This window comes from Daejeonella sp. AP26, assembly GCF_056680515.1.
Genome location: NZ_CM155286.1, coordinates 4,404,639 through 4,419,765 on the forward strand (window position 1 = coordinate 4,404,639; position 15,127 = coordinate 4,419,765).

General features: G+C 44.2%; 10 protein-coding genes. 4 read left to right on the forward strand and 6 right to left on the reverse strand.

Annotated features, from left to right (window positions below):
* The first annotated feature begins 181 nt into the window (after nucleotides 1-181).
* Together AC1MCB_RS18790 and pncB are read left to right on the forward strand one after the other, a co-directional pair.
* Nucleotides 182-2,449: a PAS domain-containing protein gene (locus AC1MCB_RS18790; protein WP_479966256.1), complete on the forward strand. Its 2,268-nt coding sequence runs from the start codon at nucleotides 182-184 to the stop codon at nucleotides 2,447-2,449.
* A 9-nt stretch (nucleotides 2,450-2,458) separates the two neighbouring features.
* Nucleotides 2,459-3,667 carry a nicotinate phosphoribosyltransferase gene (pncB, locus tag AC1MCB_RS18795; protein ID WP_479966257.1) on the forward strand — a complete coding sequence of 403 codons (1,209 nt, stop codon included), beginning with the start codon at nucleotides 2,459-2,461 and terminating at the stop codon, nucleotides 3,665-3,667.
* A 188-nt stretch (nucleotides 3,668-3,855) separates the two neighbouring features.
* On the opposite strand, the gene AC1MCB_RS18800 is transcribed toward pncB, so the two are convergent.
* Nucleotides 3,856-4,014 (reverse strand): hypothetical protein, encoded by a 159-nt coding sequence (locus tag AC1MCB_RS18800; RefSeq protein ID WP_479966258.1) that lies wholly within the window; start codon nucleotides 4,012-4,014, stop codon nucleotides 3,856-3,858.
* A 152-nt stretch (nucleotides 4,015-4,166) separates the two neighbouring features.
* Here AC1MCB_RS18800 and AC1MCB_RS18805 point away from each other — a divergent pair, with 152 nt between their 5' ends.
* Nucleotides 4,167-4,760, forward strand: a complete 594-nt coding sequence (locus AC1MCB_RS18805) for a hydrolase (RefSeq protein ID WP_479966259.1) — start codon at nucleotides 4,167-4,169, stop codon at nucleotides 4,758-4,760.
* A gap of 37 nt (nucleotides 4,761-4,797) precedes the next feature.
* On the opposite strand, the gene AC1MCB_RS18810 is transcribed toward AC1MCB_RS18805, so the two are convergent.
* The 5 genes from AC1MCB_RS18810 to AC1MCB_RS18830 form a co-directional block, all read right to left on the reverse strand.
* The gene (locus AC1MCB_RS18810; RefSeq protein ID WP_479966260.1) at nucleotides 4,798-6,441 is read right to left on the reverse strand and encodes a serine/threonine-protein kinase; all 1,644 of its coding nucleotides are present in this window, start codon (nucleotides 6,439-6,441) and stop codon (nucleotides 4,798-4,800) included.
* A 2-nt stretch (nucleotides 6,442-6,443) separates the two neighbouring features.
* The gene (locus AC1MCB_RS18815) at nucleotides 6,444-7,229 is read right to left on the reverse strand and encodes an FHA domain-containing protein (RefSeq protein WP_479966261.1); all 786 of its coding nucleotides are present in this window, start codon (nucleotides 7,227-7,229) and stop codon (nucleotides 6,444-6,446) included.
* Nucleotides 7,230-7,379: 150 nt separating this feature from the next.
* Entirely contained in the window at nucleotides 7,380-11,477 is a 4,098-nt protein-coding gene (locus AC1MCB_RS18820; protein WP_479966262.1) for an FtsW/RodA/SpoVE family cell cycle protein, read from the reverse strand.
* Nucleotides 11,478-11,481: 4 nt separating this feature from the next.
* On the reverse strand, nucleotides 11,482-12,957 hold the full coding sequence (locus tag AC1MCB_RS18825) for a PP2C family protein-serine/threonine phosphatase (protein ID WP_479966263.1): 1,476 nt from the start codon (nucleotides 12,955-12,957) through the stop codon (nucleotides 11,482-11,484).
* 92 nt (nucleotides 12,958-13,049) lie between these two features.
* Nucleotides 13,050-14,060, reverse strand: a complete 1,011-nt coding sequence (locus AC1MCB_RS18830; protein WP_479966264.1) for a hypothetical protein — start codon at nucleotides 14,058-14,060, stop codon at nucleotides 13,050-13,052.
* Nucleotides 14,061-14,347: 287 nt separating this feature from the next.
* Here AC1MCB_RS18830 and AC1MCB_RS18835 point away from each other — a divergent pair, with 287 nt between their 5' ends.
* Nucleotides 14,348-14,764, forward strand: a complete 417-nt coding sequence (locus tag AC1MCB_RS18835; protein WP_479966265.1) for a hypothetical protein — start codon at nucleotides 14,348-14,350, stop codon at nucleotides 14,762-14,764.
* The last annotated feature ends 363 nt before the right edge of the window (nucleotides 14,765-15,127 follow it).

The window sequence follows — 15,127 nt, forward strand, 5'->3', positions numbered from 1 at the left end:
ATAAATAAACAAATGGTAAACAATAAAGCATCGGTAAAGGTTTCCTTATCAGATGTTAACTTTTAATGTCTCTGATAACCATTTGGCTAATGTTTACCGCTGATTGGAGCGGATATTGTAATCTTTAATCCACCGACGGATGAAAACCCTATAAAAGCAAGCCTTCGTTTAAAAATTAACAATGAACAAATTAAAAGGCTTGAACGGACAATCTCAGTCCTCTCAGCATAGAGAAAGAGAGTTGGAGCTGCGCGTTGAGGAACTTACCGATTTTATTGATAATGCTTCTATTCCTCTGCATTGGGTAAATGCTGAGGGGATCATCGTATGGGCTAATCAGGCTGAATTAGATATTCTGGGTTTTACAAAGGACGAATATATCGGTCATCCGATCAGCGACTTTCATGCTGAGCCGACAGTCATTGCAGATATTCTCTCGCGTCTCACGAACAATGAAACGCTGCGCAATTATCCGGCAAAACTGAAATGCAAGGACGGCAGTGTTAAGGATGTGCTCATTAATTCCAACGTGCTTCGTAAAGATGGCGAATTCATACATACACGCTGCTTTACACGTGATGTAACTGAATTTAGAAATGAAGCTCGACGGAAGGCAGAGCTAATTATTGAATTGGAAGATAGTGAAGCAAGGCTGCGGATGGCTATGGATTCCACCAAAATGGGTACCTGGGATTACAATCCTATAACGGAAGAACTGACCTGGTCTGATGAGTGCAAAAGGATATATGGTATTTCAAATGACATCCCGGTTACATACGAAATGTTTCAGCAACATATTTATCCGGAAGACAAATGCTTTGTTGAGGAGGAAATTTTGAAGGCAATGGCTCCCACAGGGAATGGCAGGTACGACATTTCTTATCGAATTGTTCGCTTTGATGTTCCTGAAGTGGTATGGATCAGAGCCCAGGGGAAAGTATATACAGGTCCATCGGATCAGGCGGAAAGATTCATTGGGACCGTAATTGATATCACTGAAGCCAAACTGGCAGAAGAGAAAAGTGCTAAACTAGCCGCCATTGTTGAATCTTCAGAAGATGCGATTATTAGCAAAACACTTGAGGGTGTGATCACTAGCTGGAATAAATCTGCTGAGCGAATCTTTGGCTACACGTCAGATGAAATTATAGGCGAGTCAATCCTAAAGCTTATACCCGCTGACCGCCATTATGAAGAACCTGAGATACTTGCAAAACTTAAGAGAGGTGAACGAATTGAGCACTTTGAAACTCAACGCGAGAGAAAGGACGGTCGTTTAATTGACATCTCGCTAAGTATTTCTCACATTTTTGATTCCAGAGGCACGGTCATCGGAATCTCTAAAATTGCCCGGGATATTTCTAAAACGAAGCAGGCAGGCCGTTTAATTAAAGAAAATGAGGAACATTTGAGGCTGGCAGTCAGGGCCGCCGACCTCGGCACCTTTAATATGAACCTTATAACAAGATTTATAAATTGGGATCCCCGCTGCAATGAACTGTTTGGTTATAATGATGAACGCACTATACATGAACAAGATCTTTTGAATAGTCTGCATCAGGACGATAGAGAAGGCGTGCAGGATGTGCTTAGCAGCCTGAATAGCAAATTGGAAAATGATAGTGCTTACGATCTGGAGTTTCGCACTGTTGGATTAGCTGACAGAAAAATTCGCTGGGTAAGAGTCATTGGAAAAGTTCTTTACAACATACAAGGTATACCGGAACGTTTTATAGGAACGATGCTCGATATCTCCGGGAAGAAACAGGAGGAGCTTAGAAAGAACGATTTTATTGCCATTATCAGTCATGAATTAAAGACTCCGCTCACATCTATCAAGTCATATATCCAATTATTGCTTTCAAAAGCTCAAAAGGAGAGTGACCCGTTTATGACCAATGCCTTGAGCAGAGCAGAAATTCAGGCTGGTAAAATGGCTTCAATGATAGAAGATTTCTTAAGTCTTGCCCGGCTTGAGGAAGGAAAGGTTCATCTCAATAAAGAAACATTTGATCTGCATTTATTAACAAATGATATCGTAAACGATTCTCAATGTTTGACAGCAAATCATCAGATTGTTTGTAAGAATTGTGAAGGGATTAATGTATACGCTGACCGCGATAAGATTGGACAGGTTTTAATTAATTTAGTGAGTAATGCCATCAAGTACTCCCCACGTGGAGGCAGTATAACCATTGGTAATGAAATATCGGAGGGAAAGGTAACGATATCCGTAACGGACGAAGGCGTTGGGATTAGTAAAGCCGATCAGGCCAGGCTTTTCGACCGTTTTTTCAGGGTTAATAACGAAAAGCTAAAAACTGTTTCAGGCTTTGGTATCGGACTTTACTTAGTTTCAGAAATATTACGCTATCATAACAGTAAAATATTGGTCAAAAGTACAGTTGGACGCGGATCTAAATTTTACTTTAGTCTTGATACCGTGTAAGAAGCAATTATGACATTGAACTCTGAAGACTCCGCTGATCTTTCCCACAACCTTCCGATAGTATCCATCCTGGATAATGACTTTTATAAATTTACAATGCAACAGGGCGTAGTACGCTTGTTCCCGGGCGCCAATGCTCGTTATGAATTTATAAACAGGGGCAAGCATTCCTTTCCAGCCGGCTTTTCAGAGGCGCTTCGCAGGGAGGTAGACGCAATGGCATCCTTGCAACTTACCAGGCACGAGAAGCAATTCCTGCAATCCAACTGCCCTTATCTCGATCCGGTTTACCTGGACTTCCTGGAAGGTTATCGCTATAATCCGGAAGAAGTTCATATTACGCAGCAGGACGGCCAGGTACAGGTGCATGTTGAGGGTCTATGGTATCGTACCATCCTTTGGGAAGTGCCTCTTATGTCGCTGATATGTGAATTATTTTATAAGTTAAACCACCTGGAGCGGGTAAATGATGATGAAGTGATAGGCCGGACAAAGGAGAAGATCGAAAAGTACCGGGAACTGAATATTACGGTTGCTGACTTCGGCACGCGCCGCCGGCATTCATACAAAGTACACCGCCTGGTTCTTCAGTCGCTTAATAAGTATGGCATTGGTTCCTTCATCGGGACAAGCAATGTCCACATGGCAATGTTGCATCAAACCAAGCCCATAGGGACTCACGCGCATGAATGGTTTATGTATCATGCGGCTCATTACGGCTTCAAGATGGCAAATGCTATCGGTTTAGAAAACTGGGTAAAGGTATTTCGCGGTGATCTGGGCATCGCACTTTCAGATACTTATACCACGGAAGTATTTTTCAGGCAGTTCGATAAAATGTTTGCGAAGTTGTTTGATGGAGTGAGACATGACAGTGGTGACCCGATAAAATTCGCTGACCAGGTGATTGCCCATTACAAATCGATGGGAATTGATCCAACAACTAAAACTATTATTTTCTCGGACGGTCTTAACTATGAGAAAGTAGCTCCTATTGTTGAACATTGCCGGGGTAAGATTGGTATGTCATTCGGCATTGGTACAAGCCTGACTAATGATGCCGGACCACCGCCAATGAACATTGTTATTAAGATGACGGAAGCCAAGCCCCGTGACGGCGAATGGACAGAAGTGGTCAAGTTGTCGGATGAGCAGGGGAAATATACCGGAAGCGAACAGATGATCTGTCTTGCAAAAACTATTTTAAATATAAAATAACTGGCGTAGGCATCATGGTGGCAATGCGATAATATGGTAATGCGATAATATGATAATGCGCTAATTTGTCACTGCAGCGATAATACAAAAGCATTCGTGTTATCTTTTGTGTGACAACCCGTTAGAATAAAAGCGAATTAATTAGTGAAAGATGATTTTTATTTATCTACGCAAACAGCATAATAAAATCAAATCCTTTCTTCTTTATGTTTTTCAGGCTCCAGCTCAGATTCATTCAGCTCATCGGCAAACTTTTTAACATCCTTACGATCAGTGCGGATCACAAAGATCAACAGGAACATAACAGCCAGGATCACCGCTATAACGATTGGATAATTCACTTCCATGATCTTTCGAAATAACTCTATTAAATTTACGAAGTATTAGTCTAATTGCCACGTCGGTTGGAATATTTAATCAAAGCTTGCAGTATATTATTTTTTGAGCCCAGTGGCTCAATGTCGGTTGGTTGGTTAACGCCAATTCTTTATTTTGCAACATGAACCTTCAACTTAACCGAAAATCTTTTGGCAATCCTGAAAACAAGGGTAATGTTCTTTCAGGCGCAGAAGCCGAAGCGTTATTCAATGAATGGGTTATAAATCCCAGGCTGCAGCTACACATGCGACAGGTGGGAAAGCTAATGAGGTCATGGGCAAAAGAGCGAGAAGGTTTAGATGAAGCAGGTCAATGGAAATGGGAGCTTGCCGGCCTTCTTCATGACGCTGATTGGGATCAGTGGCCAGATAAACACTGTCAAAAGATTATTGGGGAACTTGAATCAAGAAACGTCGATCCTGAGGTAATTCGCGCCATAGCGTCACACGGACCCGCACACTTTGGCGTAGAGCCGAAAACTCAGATGGACAAAATGCTTTTTGCCTTTGACGAGCTCAGCGGTTTCATCCACGCTTACTCCCTGATGCGGCCGAATGGCTATGAAGGAATGGACATTAAAGGAGTAAAGAAGCGGCTTAAAGACAAAGCCTTTGCAGCCAATGTATCCCGCGAAGAAATTCAGGATGCTGCCAACAGAGCAGGATTACCTCTGGACGAACTGATAGGTTTTATTGTAGCGAGACAAAAAGGATGACCTGGTATCCTACAACTCACGTTCAACCCACAAGCTACTACTCCCCAATAATTATCAGGTCCTTCTTATTCATCCATCCTTTGCTGGTCTGGCCTTCATCATTGGTGTAAACAACATAAATAAACCCGTTCAAATCATTTAGGGCTTTAAGTCGCGCATTATTCCAGTGATTTATGAAAGCATCTCTTCGCGTATCCGGATCGGGCTTATCATGAAAGTAAGCCTGGGGCACCGCTAAAGTAAATACTTTGCCAATATCATTACCGGAAGGCGTACTGTTTTCATTTGCTTCAACAACGTCTGTGGGTGCCTCAGTGGAGGTATCCAGAGAGGCCTGCACTCTATCCAATTCTTCGCGCGCCAGGTCCATGCTATCCTGGTTAGCAGTTTGCGTTCCGGGTTCCTGTTTATTCACCTCTTTGTTTTGAGGATCTTCATTCTGATTATTTTGAGCAGTACTATCCTGCAAGGAAGAAATATTCGCTGGATCAACCTTTTTATCAGCAATAACCTGGTAACCAGCGTAAGCGCTAAGCCCCACAATCAATAATATCAAAGTATAATAGATCGGCCGTGAAATACTTACCAAACCTCTGTCCTGGTTCCGGAAATTGCTTCCTGCCAGTTTTAAGGTATTTATCTCTTCTTCTTTCCGGCTTAGAGTCTCCTTCAATAACGTGATCTGCCGGTCCTTCTCTGCCGATTTTTGTCTTTCCTGCATGAGCATGGACTGCAGGTCGTTACTGCTTTGGTTGACACTTCCATTTACAGATAGTGCGCTGTCTTGCAATCTGATGGCTTCATAAAGTTCCATGCCGTTACTAAAGCGGTCGTCCGGGTTTTTCAACAGGCATTTTTTTATAAGATCTACCAGCCATTTTGGTACCTGCATTTCCCGGTCTTTCTTTTCCTGAGTCCATCCTTCCGGAAGGTGCTGTTTACGAATTAGAAGGGGGTCGGGCAGAGGCATCTCCATATGCGACAACATGACGGTGTTACGCGCCGTTTGACCGCTATCTTTTAGTGGGTAGGGAACTCTGCCGGCGAGTAATTCGTACAGGATGATTCCATAGCTGTAAACGTCAGACTGGAAGAGCATGGAACCTTCGTTCTGCTCCGGGGCCATAAACTCAACAGCCCCCGCATGCCGTAAACTAGTGCGCCTTTGCTCATCCGACATGATCGCCAATCCGAAGTCAAGCAGCATATAATTGCCGGTATTCATGTTGAACTTCACATTGTTACTCTTGATGTCGCCATGTTTGACGGAGACCTTGTGACAATGACTTAGCGCATTAGCCAGCTGCGTGGCAACCTTGATAATCTCAGAGACAGTGAAAATCGGATCGTGGGGTTCTTTTAACAACTCCTCAAGGTCCGGCCCTTCGATAAACTCCATCTCAATAAAAGGAAATGAGCCGCTTTCAGTAATACCGGAGTTAAGGATCTTAACCACATTTGGGTTGGGCTCTTCGTTAACTTTTTTCAGCTTCTCAACCTCATTGCGAAAGTCCCGGAAATTCTTGTCGTTTTCGCTCTCATCCAGAATAGGAGTGGGCAATAATTTCACCGCAACGATAGTATCACCTGCTCGCCGGCCTTTGTAAATAGAACCCTGGCCACCGGTGCGTATCGCCCCCATGTTCTCAAGACCCTCCGTAATTGTAAATACTTTAGCCATTATTAATCTCTCTCCTGTAAATAGCTAAATTGTAGTATAGCCGACTCTCCTAAAATGATTTGATCCCCTTCTTGCAGACGGTGGCCGATTTGTGTAGAATTTAACCGTTCCTGGGTTTCATCAACCTCGGACCGTACTTTTAATTTGTTGCCCGGCGGAATTCCACCTTCATCAGCAAATAATATAAAACAGCCGGTATCCTCATCCCATTTGATATGGGCATGCTGGCGGCTAATGAATTTATTGCACTCATTGCTGCTGTCAGCTGGGAAGGCGATTAAATTGACCCTGAAAAAACCACCTTCAACCTGAACTTTGCGCTCCCGTCCTATAGTATACTTTTCTACCCCTGAAGTTAATATATATTGCTCCATTTCAGCCTCGCCACTTAATACCCGCAGGTAAGCCGTTGACGATTTTTTAATGGTGTGCTTGCGCGTTTGTATAAAGAGAGCCGCATCTAAACCCTTAATCTTAATGGTCTCCTCGGGAAATAAGTCCACAAAACTGATATTTAATGACCATGAAGGGGGCAAATCTATCGCAAAGTCGTCCGCAATCCGCTGTATTTCATTCCTGAAAATATGACTTTCCTCAAAATACACCGCCGATTCATAGAGATGCTTCTCTACATCCTCACAGTTAATAAAAATCTGCAAAGCTTTTATATGACTTCCTTCACCACCCTCCACTTTCTGAAGCTCCTGTTTAATAAAACGCAAAAAAGCATCTCTTAGTCCCTTCACATCCTTCGGACCTTCCTCAGATTTCTTAAATATATCGAACATAAATTTTTGATGTCTTATCAATATTTGCAATAAACAGTCCAACAAAATTTCAAGTTGCCACTTCGAACTGCCTTTTTTAACTGATACCCTAAACCTGCAATTTTTTACCTTCCCCCCAACCTTCCTGCCTTCAACCTTACCCAGCCAAATCTACCTTCCAGCAATCACCTCCCCCTCAACCTTCGTTTCCACAGGTTCAATACTCTTAACATAATTTTTTTCAAGCAAGAACGGAATGACATGTTTTGCGGCTACATTAACTGCCACACTTGATCCCTTTGTTGATTCGACTCTGATACACACCACCATATGACCAGGGCCCGATACCTTGGGTGCGAAAAATACATACCAGCCATCATTAATACTTTCCTTTTTCCAGACTCTTTCCGGGGTGCCGGTTTTTCCTGCTACCCCGAGGTTTAGCTGCCATGTTTTGTTAGCACTTTGCTTGATCATGAAGTCTGTTACCTGCCTGATGTATTCCGAATCTTTAGCAAGCTGGGTTCCGCTTTTAACAGCGAGTGTTGAGTCACTGATCTTCAGAACATACCGGTTAGCCAGTAGATTGCCATTATTAGCAATTCCAGCAGCCAATCTTGCAACCGCGGCAGGCGTAGCAATTAATTCTCCCTGACCCCAGGCCATTCCCGAGATCCCTTTTGACCTTGTTCTTCGGATTCTTGCCGGGTCATACGCTGGCTTCGTATTAAACTCAGTGTCTCGCCATAAGTTCCGCCACTTATCTTCCTGTTTCTCGTTATTAGCCTGTTTTTCATAGTAATAACCACCCACGCCATGCAGAAACATACCTGTCTTCAGATACAGATCACCCATTTCTTCCTGCAGCTTCTCTTCATTTGCCAGCTTAATAAAGTACACGTTGTTTGACTTTACCAGCGCCTTTTCAAGGCTTATCTTACCGGTTTCATCTGGCTCAATTCCTTTCGTACGGATTCGTTCTTCCCACTTAACGTTATAAGTCTTCTCAGTGGCAGCCATCCCGAGTTTGTTGAAGGCAGCAAGTGTGGTTACGACTTTGGCAACTGAACCCGGTTGCGTAGCATAGGTAAATCCAAGATCTGAAGTGGTCATCCAGCCCGCCAGTTTATTTTGCTCGGCATTGGTCATATTAAGCCTTTCCCAGTCATTAACAGGCGGCAAGGGATAAAGCGCTGAGCTCAGTACGTCTCCATTGGAAGCATCCATTACAACTACAGAAACCCGGTTCTTTTTCAGGGAGTCATCCTGTGAAAGCGATTTTTGAATACTGGTTTGCAAGCCGGCGTCCATGGTGAGTTGCACATCACGATTCCGTTTTTTAAAGTCTGTTACTTGCTGGCTATTGATTCCGGCAAGCAGTAATGGGGCTAAGACACTGTAGTCTCTTTTAGCGACCGTCATTTCTTTCACTCCCCGCGGCAGGAAGCGATCGGACCGAAAGCGATTCGCCCGTACATTATAGTTGGTCACCGGCGTCTGAAACCCCCGAAGTTCGGCTGCGTGTTCATACTCGGCAAAGTAGCCATTAATGCTTCCCGTAAACACTCCGGTGTTGGCATCGCCTGTCCAGAAGAACATCTGTTCCTCAAAAGGGTAATATCGATCCGGGCGCTTATGCATCGCAGAGTCCAGATTATAATTATGTCCACCCGCAAGCGCCAGCTTGGTCCGCTGCTTTCGCACCAGTTCCGGATTACTGGTTGCCAGAATCCGGCCCTCGCGGTCAAATAGCGAACCCGCCTGCAGCTTGTTCATCAAGATAGCGATCCTCGGGTTATAACTAAACATCCGGTTCCCGCTGCGGTCGGCAACTAATGACGGCTGCACCACCCATTTCTCATTGTTAAAAAGATAACGGGATACGTTTACTGTCAGCAACAGCAGACCAATACAAGCGGCCATTAATGCAGGCACCAGGTTTTTGTCCTGTTGCTTCGTAACATAGGCCATCTGCAGCTGTGTTCCGCGGATCGAAGAAGCGGAGAGCAAAAAGCCGGCTGCTAACAGATTGATCACCAGGGAAGAACCGCCGTAACTGACCAGTGGAAGTGAAACTCCCGAAAGGGGTAAGGCCCCCGTTGATCCCCCAGCAATCAGCAAAAACTGCACAAAAGTGCTGATACCGATGCCGGTGCAGAGGTAGAAAAGAAAGGGCGTGCCTGTTCTTCTGCCGATGATAATTGAACGGTGCAGGTAGATCAAGAAAAGTATAAAAATGCAGATTATGCCTGCCAGGCCAAACTCCTCACCAATTGCCGGTAATATCATGTCGGTATGTGCCTCGGGTATATTTTTAGCGAAACCTTCGCCAATACCTTGTCCGGTGAGTCCGCCACTTGACATGGCCCATATGCCATTCGCGACATGATCACCGCCAAACACCTCATTGTTCCAGGCATCCTGCCAGATCGCTTTTCGCTCCACCAGCCTCTGCACCGGCCCGGGAATCAGTTTATCCAGGTAGGGGATTTGATCAATCAGCAAAAACCCGGCAATCAGGAGGACTGCCATGGTAGCCGATTCACTCATCGCCTTGCGCTGGAATAACATAGCAAGAGTCAATATAGCTGCGGTTAGGGCGGTAGCAATCCAGACGTTATCGATGGTCCAAACGGCCAGCACATAAAGCACCACGCCAGCTATCATGAACATAAAATCGCCGCGCGAAAAGGAAAAAAGCACAATAAAGGTAAAACAAAGTACCATTGCCGGCCCCAAGTCCCCAAGCACGAGGAAAAGCAGGATGGAAATTACAATAGCTGCCAGTACAAAGGAAAAGAAAGACCATCGTTTATGCCAGCTGCGGTATTCGCTGATAAATTTCTCATTGCTGGCAAAAAATCCGGCAAGAAAAAAGATGATAGCATATTTCACGATTTCACTTGGCTGAAAACCAAAGAGGTTGACTTTCACGCCGCTTCCTTCCGGACCGCTGCCTAAAAGGATGGTTAAGATCAGCAAACCAATAGCAACGACTGCCCATGGCCAACCGTTCGCTGCCTTCGGGTCGTTCTTAAAAACGAATAGCCGGTAAAAGGTGGAGTCAACAGTAAATCGGCGCAGGTTAACGAATAGAAGGGAGCACATCCCGATCATACCGATGCCGAGATAGATCAATGTATTCTGGGCTAAAAACCGATCCCGAAGGGGATCCTGTAAGCTTAGCAAGGTTAACAGGGATAATCCGGTCAGCAGCATCAATACCGGCAGGATCACCTGGTCTGCATCCGGAAAACGGAAGCCCAATAATGCATGAGATAAGCCAAATAACAGGAGGAATGTTCCGGCAATTACCCAGTACCAGCGGTTAAACTCATCGGGCGTACGTACGATCAGCGATTGTTCTTTCTTAAGAATTGTATAATCCCGTCCCGACAAAAGGCGGATGGTGTGCGGCGCTTGTATAAAATTCAGGGATATATCCTCATCCAGTTCCTCAACACCCTTGGAAATCCCAAACTGGTAGCCCGGCTGCAATGGAACGAGTTCGAACGCTTTACCTTTCGGCAGATTTTTAAATGCATACTTTCCTGCTCCATCGGTGCGCACATAGGCGGTTAGTGATTGCAGAACACGTCTGTTTGCGCTGTCCAGAAGGTACAGCTTTTTAGTCCCGGTTTTTTCATCAACAAGTTCACGTGGCACTTCAGAGACTTGCTCGCCATAACTGGTTTCCTGCGGAATGATCATCTCAAGGCGCAGCAATACACCACCAACTGGTAGTTCCTCTTTGTTCTCAATACGGCCTGAAATAGTTTGACCATCCATTCCTACGTCTGTTACAGCAGGCAAGTTGGTCGGATTCTTTTGTTCACGGATGAACAAAGGCGCATCCTCGCCGGTGTAGCCCAATAGCGAGCGCGAAGCAGTCACCCTTTTTTTGAATGATATGCCACCTTTCACAAATGCTTCATCCGCCACTACATAATATTTTCGCAGATTGAGTTCTCCGATATTATCGATCTCCCCCTCGCTTACATTCAGCCTCTCGTTTACTACCGAACTAACCAGCTCAATGTCTTTTTTGTCATCGAAGTAATAGCCTTTTTGAAGCAGGTTTCTGATACGCTTTCCTGGCTCCTTATCGTTCAGGTTTACTATAGTACCGTCTTCCAAACGCTGCCGCACCTCTTTAAAATCGCGCTGTAGTACTGAATAGAGGCTAATAAACAGCAAGCCAAAAACCACCGTAATCAGCAATAGAAACAGGCGTTCTTTGTTCCGCTTTATCGGACTGTTATCTGCCATTCTATTAATTAGATGATGAGTTTGGCAAAGAGTCTCTTTTGAAAGAGCCCTTCAGGATCCGCCCGTTAATATATCTGTCATCTTCAAAGGTGAAAAGGTTCTGTATGGGAATGCGGCAGTTATTAAACTTAACATTTCTTAAATGTAAAGCATTGTTGTAGGCCGATATACCCGTCGCAAAATTCTGAAACACCAGGCCGGCTACTGAAATATATTTGCTGGTTGAGGCTATAAGTAGCCCCGGACCGTCATATCGGGGATCCGCCGTGAAAATGATGGCGCCTTCGGTTTCAATAAATAAAGTGTCTTTCTGAATCAGGATGGTATCGCTGAGGATTACTGGTAGTGGAAAATCTGCTGCGGAAAGCAACACCGTATCTCCTTTGGCGGCATTTAGAACTTCCTGCAATTTGATCTCCTGTTCATTCCTGGTTTCTATTTTAGTGTCTTCAGCCTCTTCCGACCCGGTCTCCGCTTTTACAGGATCAGGTTGAAGATGGAGCCAGAGTAGTACCAGGGACGTGATCAAAAAGACCGCGCTGGCAAGTGATAAAAAGCCGACGAGACGCGTATTGTTTCCTGGCTTTTGTACTGGTTCTAAACCAGCGGGTTGAGGAGTACTCATTTGTGAAATTTCTAAATGATCAGTAGCGTCAGTCGTCTCGTTTGAAACAACAGGAGCTGTCGTTTCCATGGCAGCTGCCGGCCGGATAACCTCCTGTGTTAGCCGGGCCTTATTGTTCTGTACGAGTACAACCGTTATATTATCTTTTCCACCATTTTTATTGGCGATAGCGATCAACTGATCGCCTTTTTCTGCAAGAGAATCATCATTATTGAGGATGGAAGTGATTTGCTCGCTGTTCACCATATCGGTCAGGCCATCGCTGCAAAGCAGCAGAAGGTCGCCGGGGAGAAACGGCGATTCGCCGGTTTCAATATAATCGTCAGTAGCGGAAAATTTAACGCCCAGGCCAAGCGCTTTATTGATTTCATTTCGCTTGGGATGATGCATCGCGGCCTCTTCCGTCAGTCTTCCGGATTCTTCCAGGAAGCCCACAAACGAATGATCTTTCGAAACCTTTACGAGCGTGTTATCGCGGAACAGATACAGTCTGGTGTCGCCTAGATGGGCATAGTAAAACATGTTTTTCTCCAGATCCACCAAGGCCAACGTCAAGACACAGGCCATATTTGCAAACTGAGGCTGCTGGTCTTTCTGCGTATCGATCTTTTCGCTGGCGAGAATGAATGCTTCTTTCATCCTGCCGATGACGCCGTTTGAGGAATCTTTCAGATGATCAATGATCGAGTCACGCGCTATCGCGGCCGCTATTTCACCGCCCGAATAACCTCCAACACCATCAATCACACAAGCCAGGATAAGCTTTTTATCGTTTATCTCCTGGGCAATAAATGCATCTTCATTATTATCCCGAACCTTACCAGTATCAGTTATTCCAAAAAAATGATCAGCCATTCCGTTTATGTGTTTCTTTAATGTCCTTAAAATGCACCCATAGCAGCAGGACACAAATGATTAGCAGGGCAAATGATAAGATTTGAGACATATCAGGAGGATTTGAAAATATTGACCCCGATGATGCCGTTCAGCAGGATCCTCGAGTTGATGGGAAGATCTACCCAAACCGGACTGTTAATGTCACTCCGTTCAACTTCTTCTTCATTAACAATAGTTTTTTCGCCAAATGAAGCCAGGTAAAATTTACCATCGGCTTTATTGAGCCGGATATATAAATGCGGTGTGTTAACCCATTCAGAAGGGATCTTGAAAATGCTTGAATCCACTCGCTGATCCTCGGCTCCGGTTACTATAATATCCTGATCTTTCATCAGGTATTCTACCTTACGGCCTATATATTCCTTACCGGGAAGAATAGTCTCAAAACGCGCAAGTGCCGATTGGGGTACCTGGCTGATCTTCTTTTCATCATAGTCGAGATCTTCTACGTAAGGCACTTCGTAATAGCCCTCGCTGTAAAATGTAAAAGCTTTCAATATCTCCTGGTTGATATCAAAGGTCTGCGCAATTCCGGTATGACGTGGAATAAAGGTGACCTTCAGATTCTCTTCCTTTTGATTATTGCCCGGAAGCAATTTGCCGATGAAACTCTTATCCCCACGGGCATAGTCCGGGTGTGATACAAAGCGGAAAACCCACTTGCTGCTGGAAGGCTCAACTGTCTTTTTTTCGGTGCGGAACTGCTTTAAAATATTGTAGAATTCCTTTACCGACTCATGAACGATTAACCCAAAAATTCCTTTCTTATTGTCCATGAACTCCCGATAATCCTCCGGGTTAAAGCAGATAATAAATTCGTGGTAGAATACCACCCGGCTGGCAAAGGATAATTCGCCGATTGAATGCCTGAATTTCTCAAGGATATATTTGTATACATCGTCAGGTGTCAGCGTTTTTTGCACCTCTTTCGAAGTAGTATTTTCATCGTTCAGAAACCAGCTTTGCAAGCCCATACGCTGCCATAAAGTAGATTTTTCTTTCATTGATTTTGCAGTACGTTTTAATTCTTCCAGGGGGCTTTGGTTGTTGGCCGTCTTCATTAATAACCTATGAATACGGAAATTATTTTAGGTAAATAACCATGCCATAAATCCCTGATTGCAGTATAAAGATAAAAGGGCAGATTGTAAGAAAAAAGGTCTATGAAATGATGTTGAATTTTATTTCTGATATGCGAGTTACTAGCTTCTTGAGCTGTTTTAAGCCGAAAGGCTTATATACGCATGTCTTTTGGCGAAATAGTTAAACGGGACACAGTAAAAAAGCGAATTGTCGCGTTTGGCCGCTTAGTAGCGTATTAGTTAAAAAACTGTAATTTTATAAGCATATGAAAGGCTTCACAAAAGTAATCGTATTAGCGACAATTCTTCTTTTTGCGGCCTGCAGCAAGAATAACATGGAGGTCATTGATGTTTATGGTAACCCTAGTGTGCTGAAAGGAAAGTGGAAACTCTTTGAAACCTTAGCAGACCCGGGTAACGGGAGCGGACAGTGGACAAAAGTGCCGAAGAATTCAGAGGATTACCTGATTTTTGGAGAAGAGGGCAAATTGTCCGGTAATTCGTTTAAGGAGTATTCAATGTACGCCGTTCAAGATTCTGTAACCCTTAAATTCACTAAAACAGACGGTGTTACCTACCAGAACTATCGCTACAAACTCCAGGGTGGCGCTCTAAGTATGAGTCCGGCGGGGCCTATCATGTGTATTGAGGCCTGCGGAATACGGTTTAAGAAGGTTGAATAGGGTATCACAGCTACAATCGATAACACCAGATACCTTCGGCAAGCATTGACCGAAAATCTCTAAACTGCTACCAATAAATTGTTCCCAATGAACAAAAGAATTCACATGGAATGTCCCGTGTGGACATCTTGTTGGTAGGGATTTCCGTTCAGTCAGACCGACGTTCCATAGGAACGTTTTGTGTTTTGTCATGTATACAAGCGGAAGAGCAATTAACTTAATAGTGCAATCGTCAGTTTCCGTTTCAGTCAGAAATATAACATGTCTGTCTTATGCACGGTACATATCTTGTATTATCTGCAGATTGTTTTTTAAATTAATTAATGAGTTTCGATAATTAATTATAGTTTTGCTTTGTCAAAT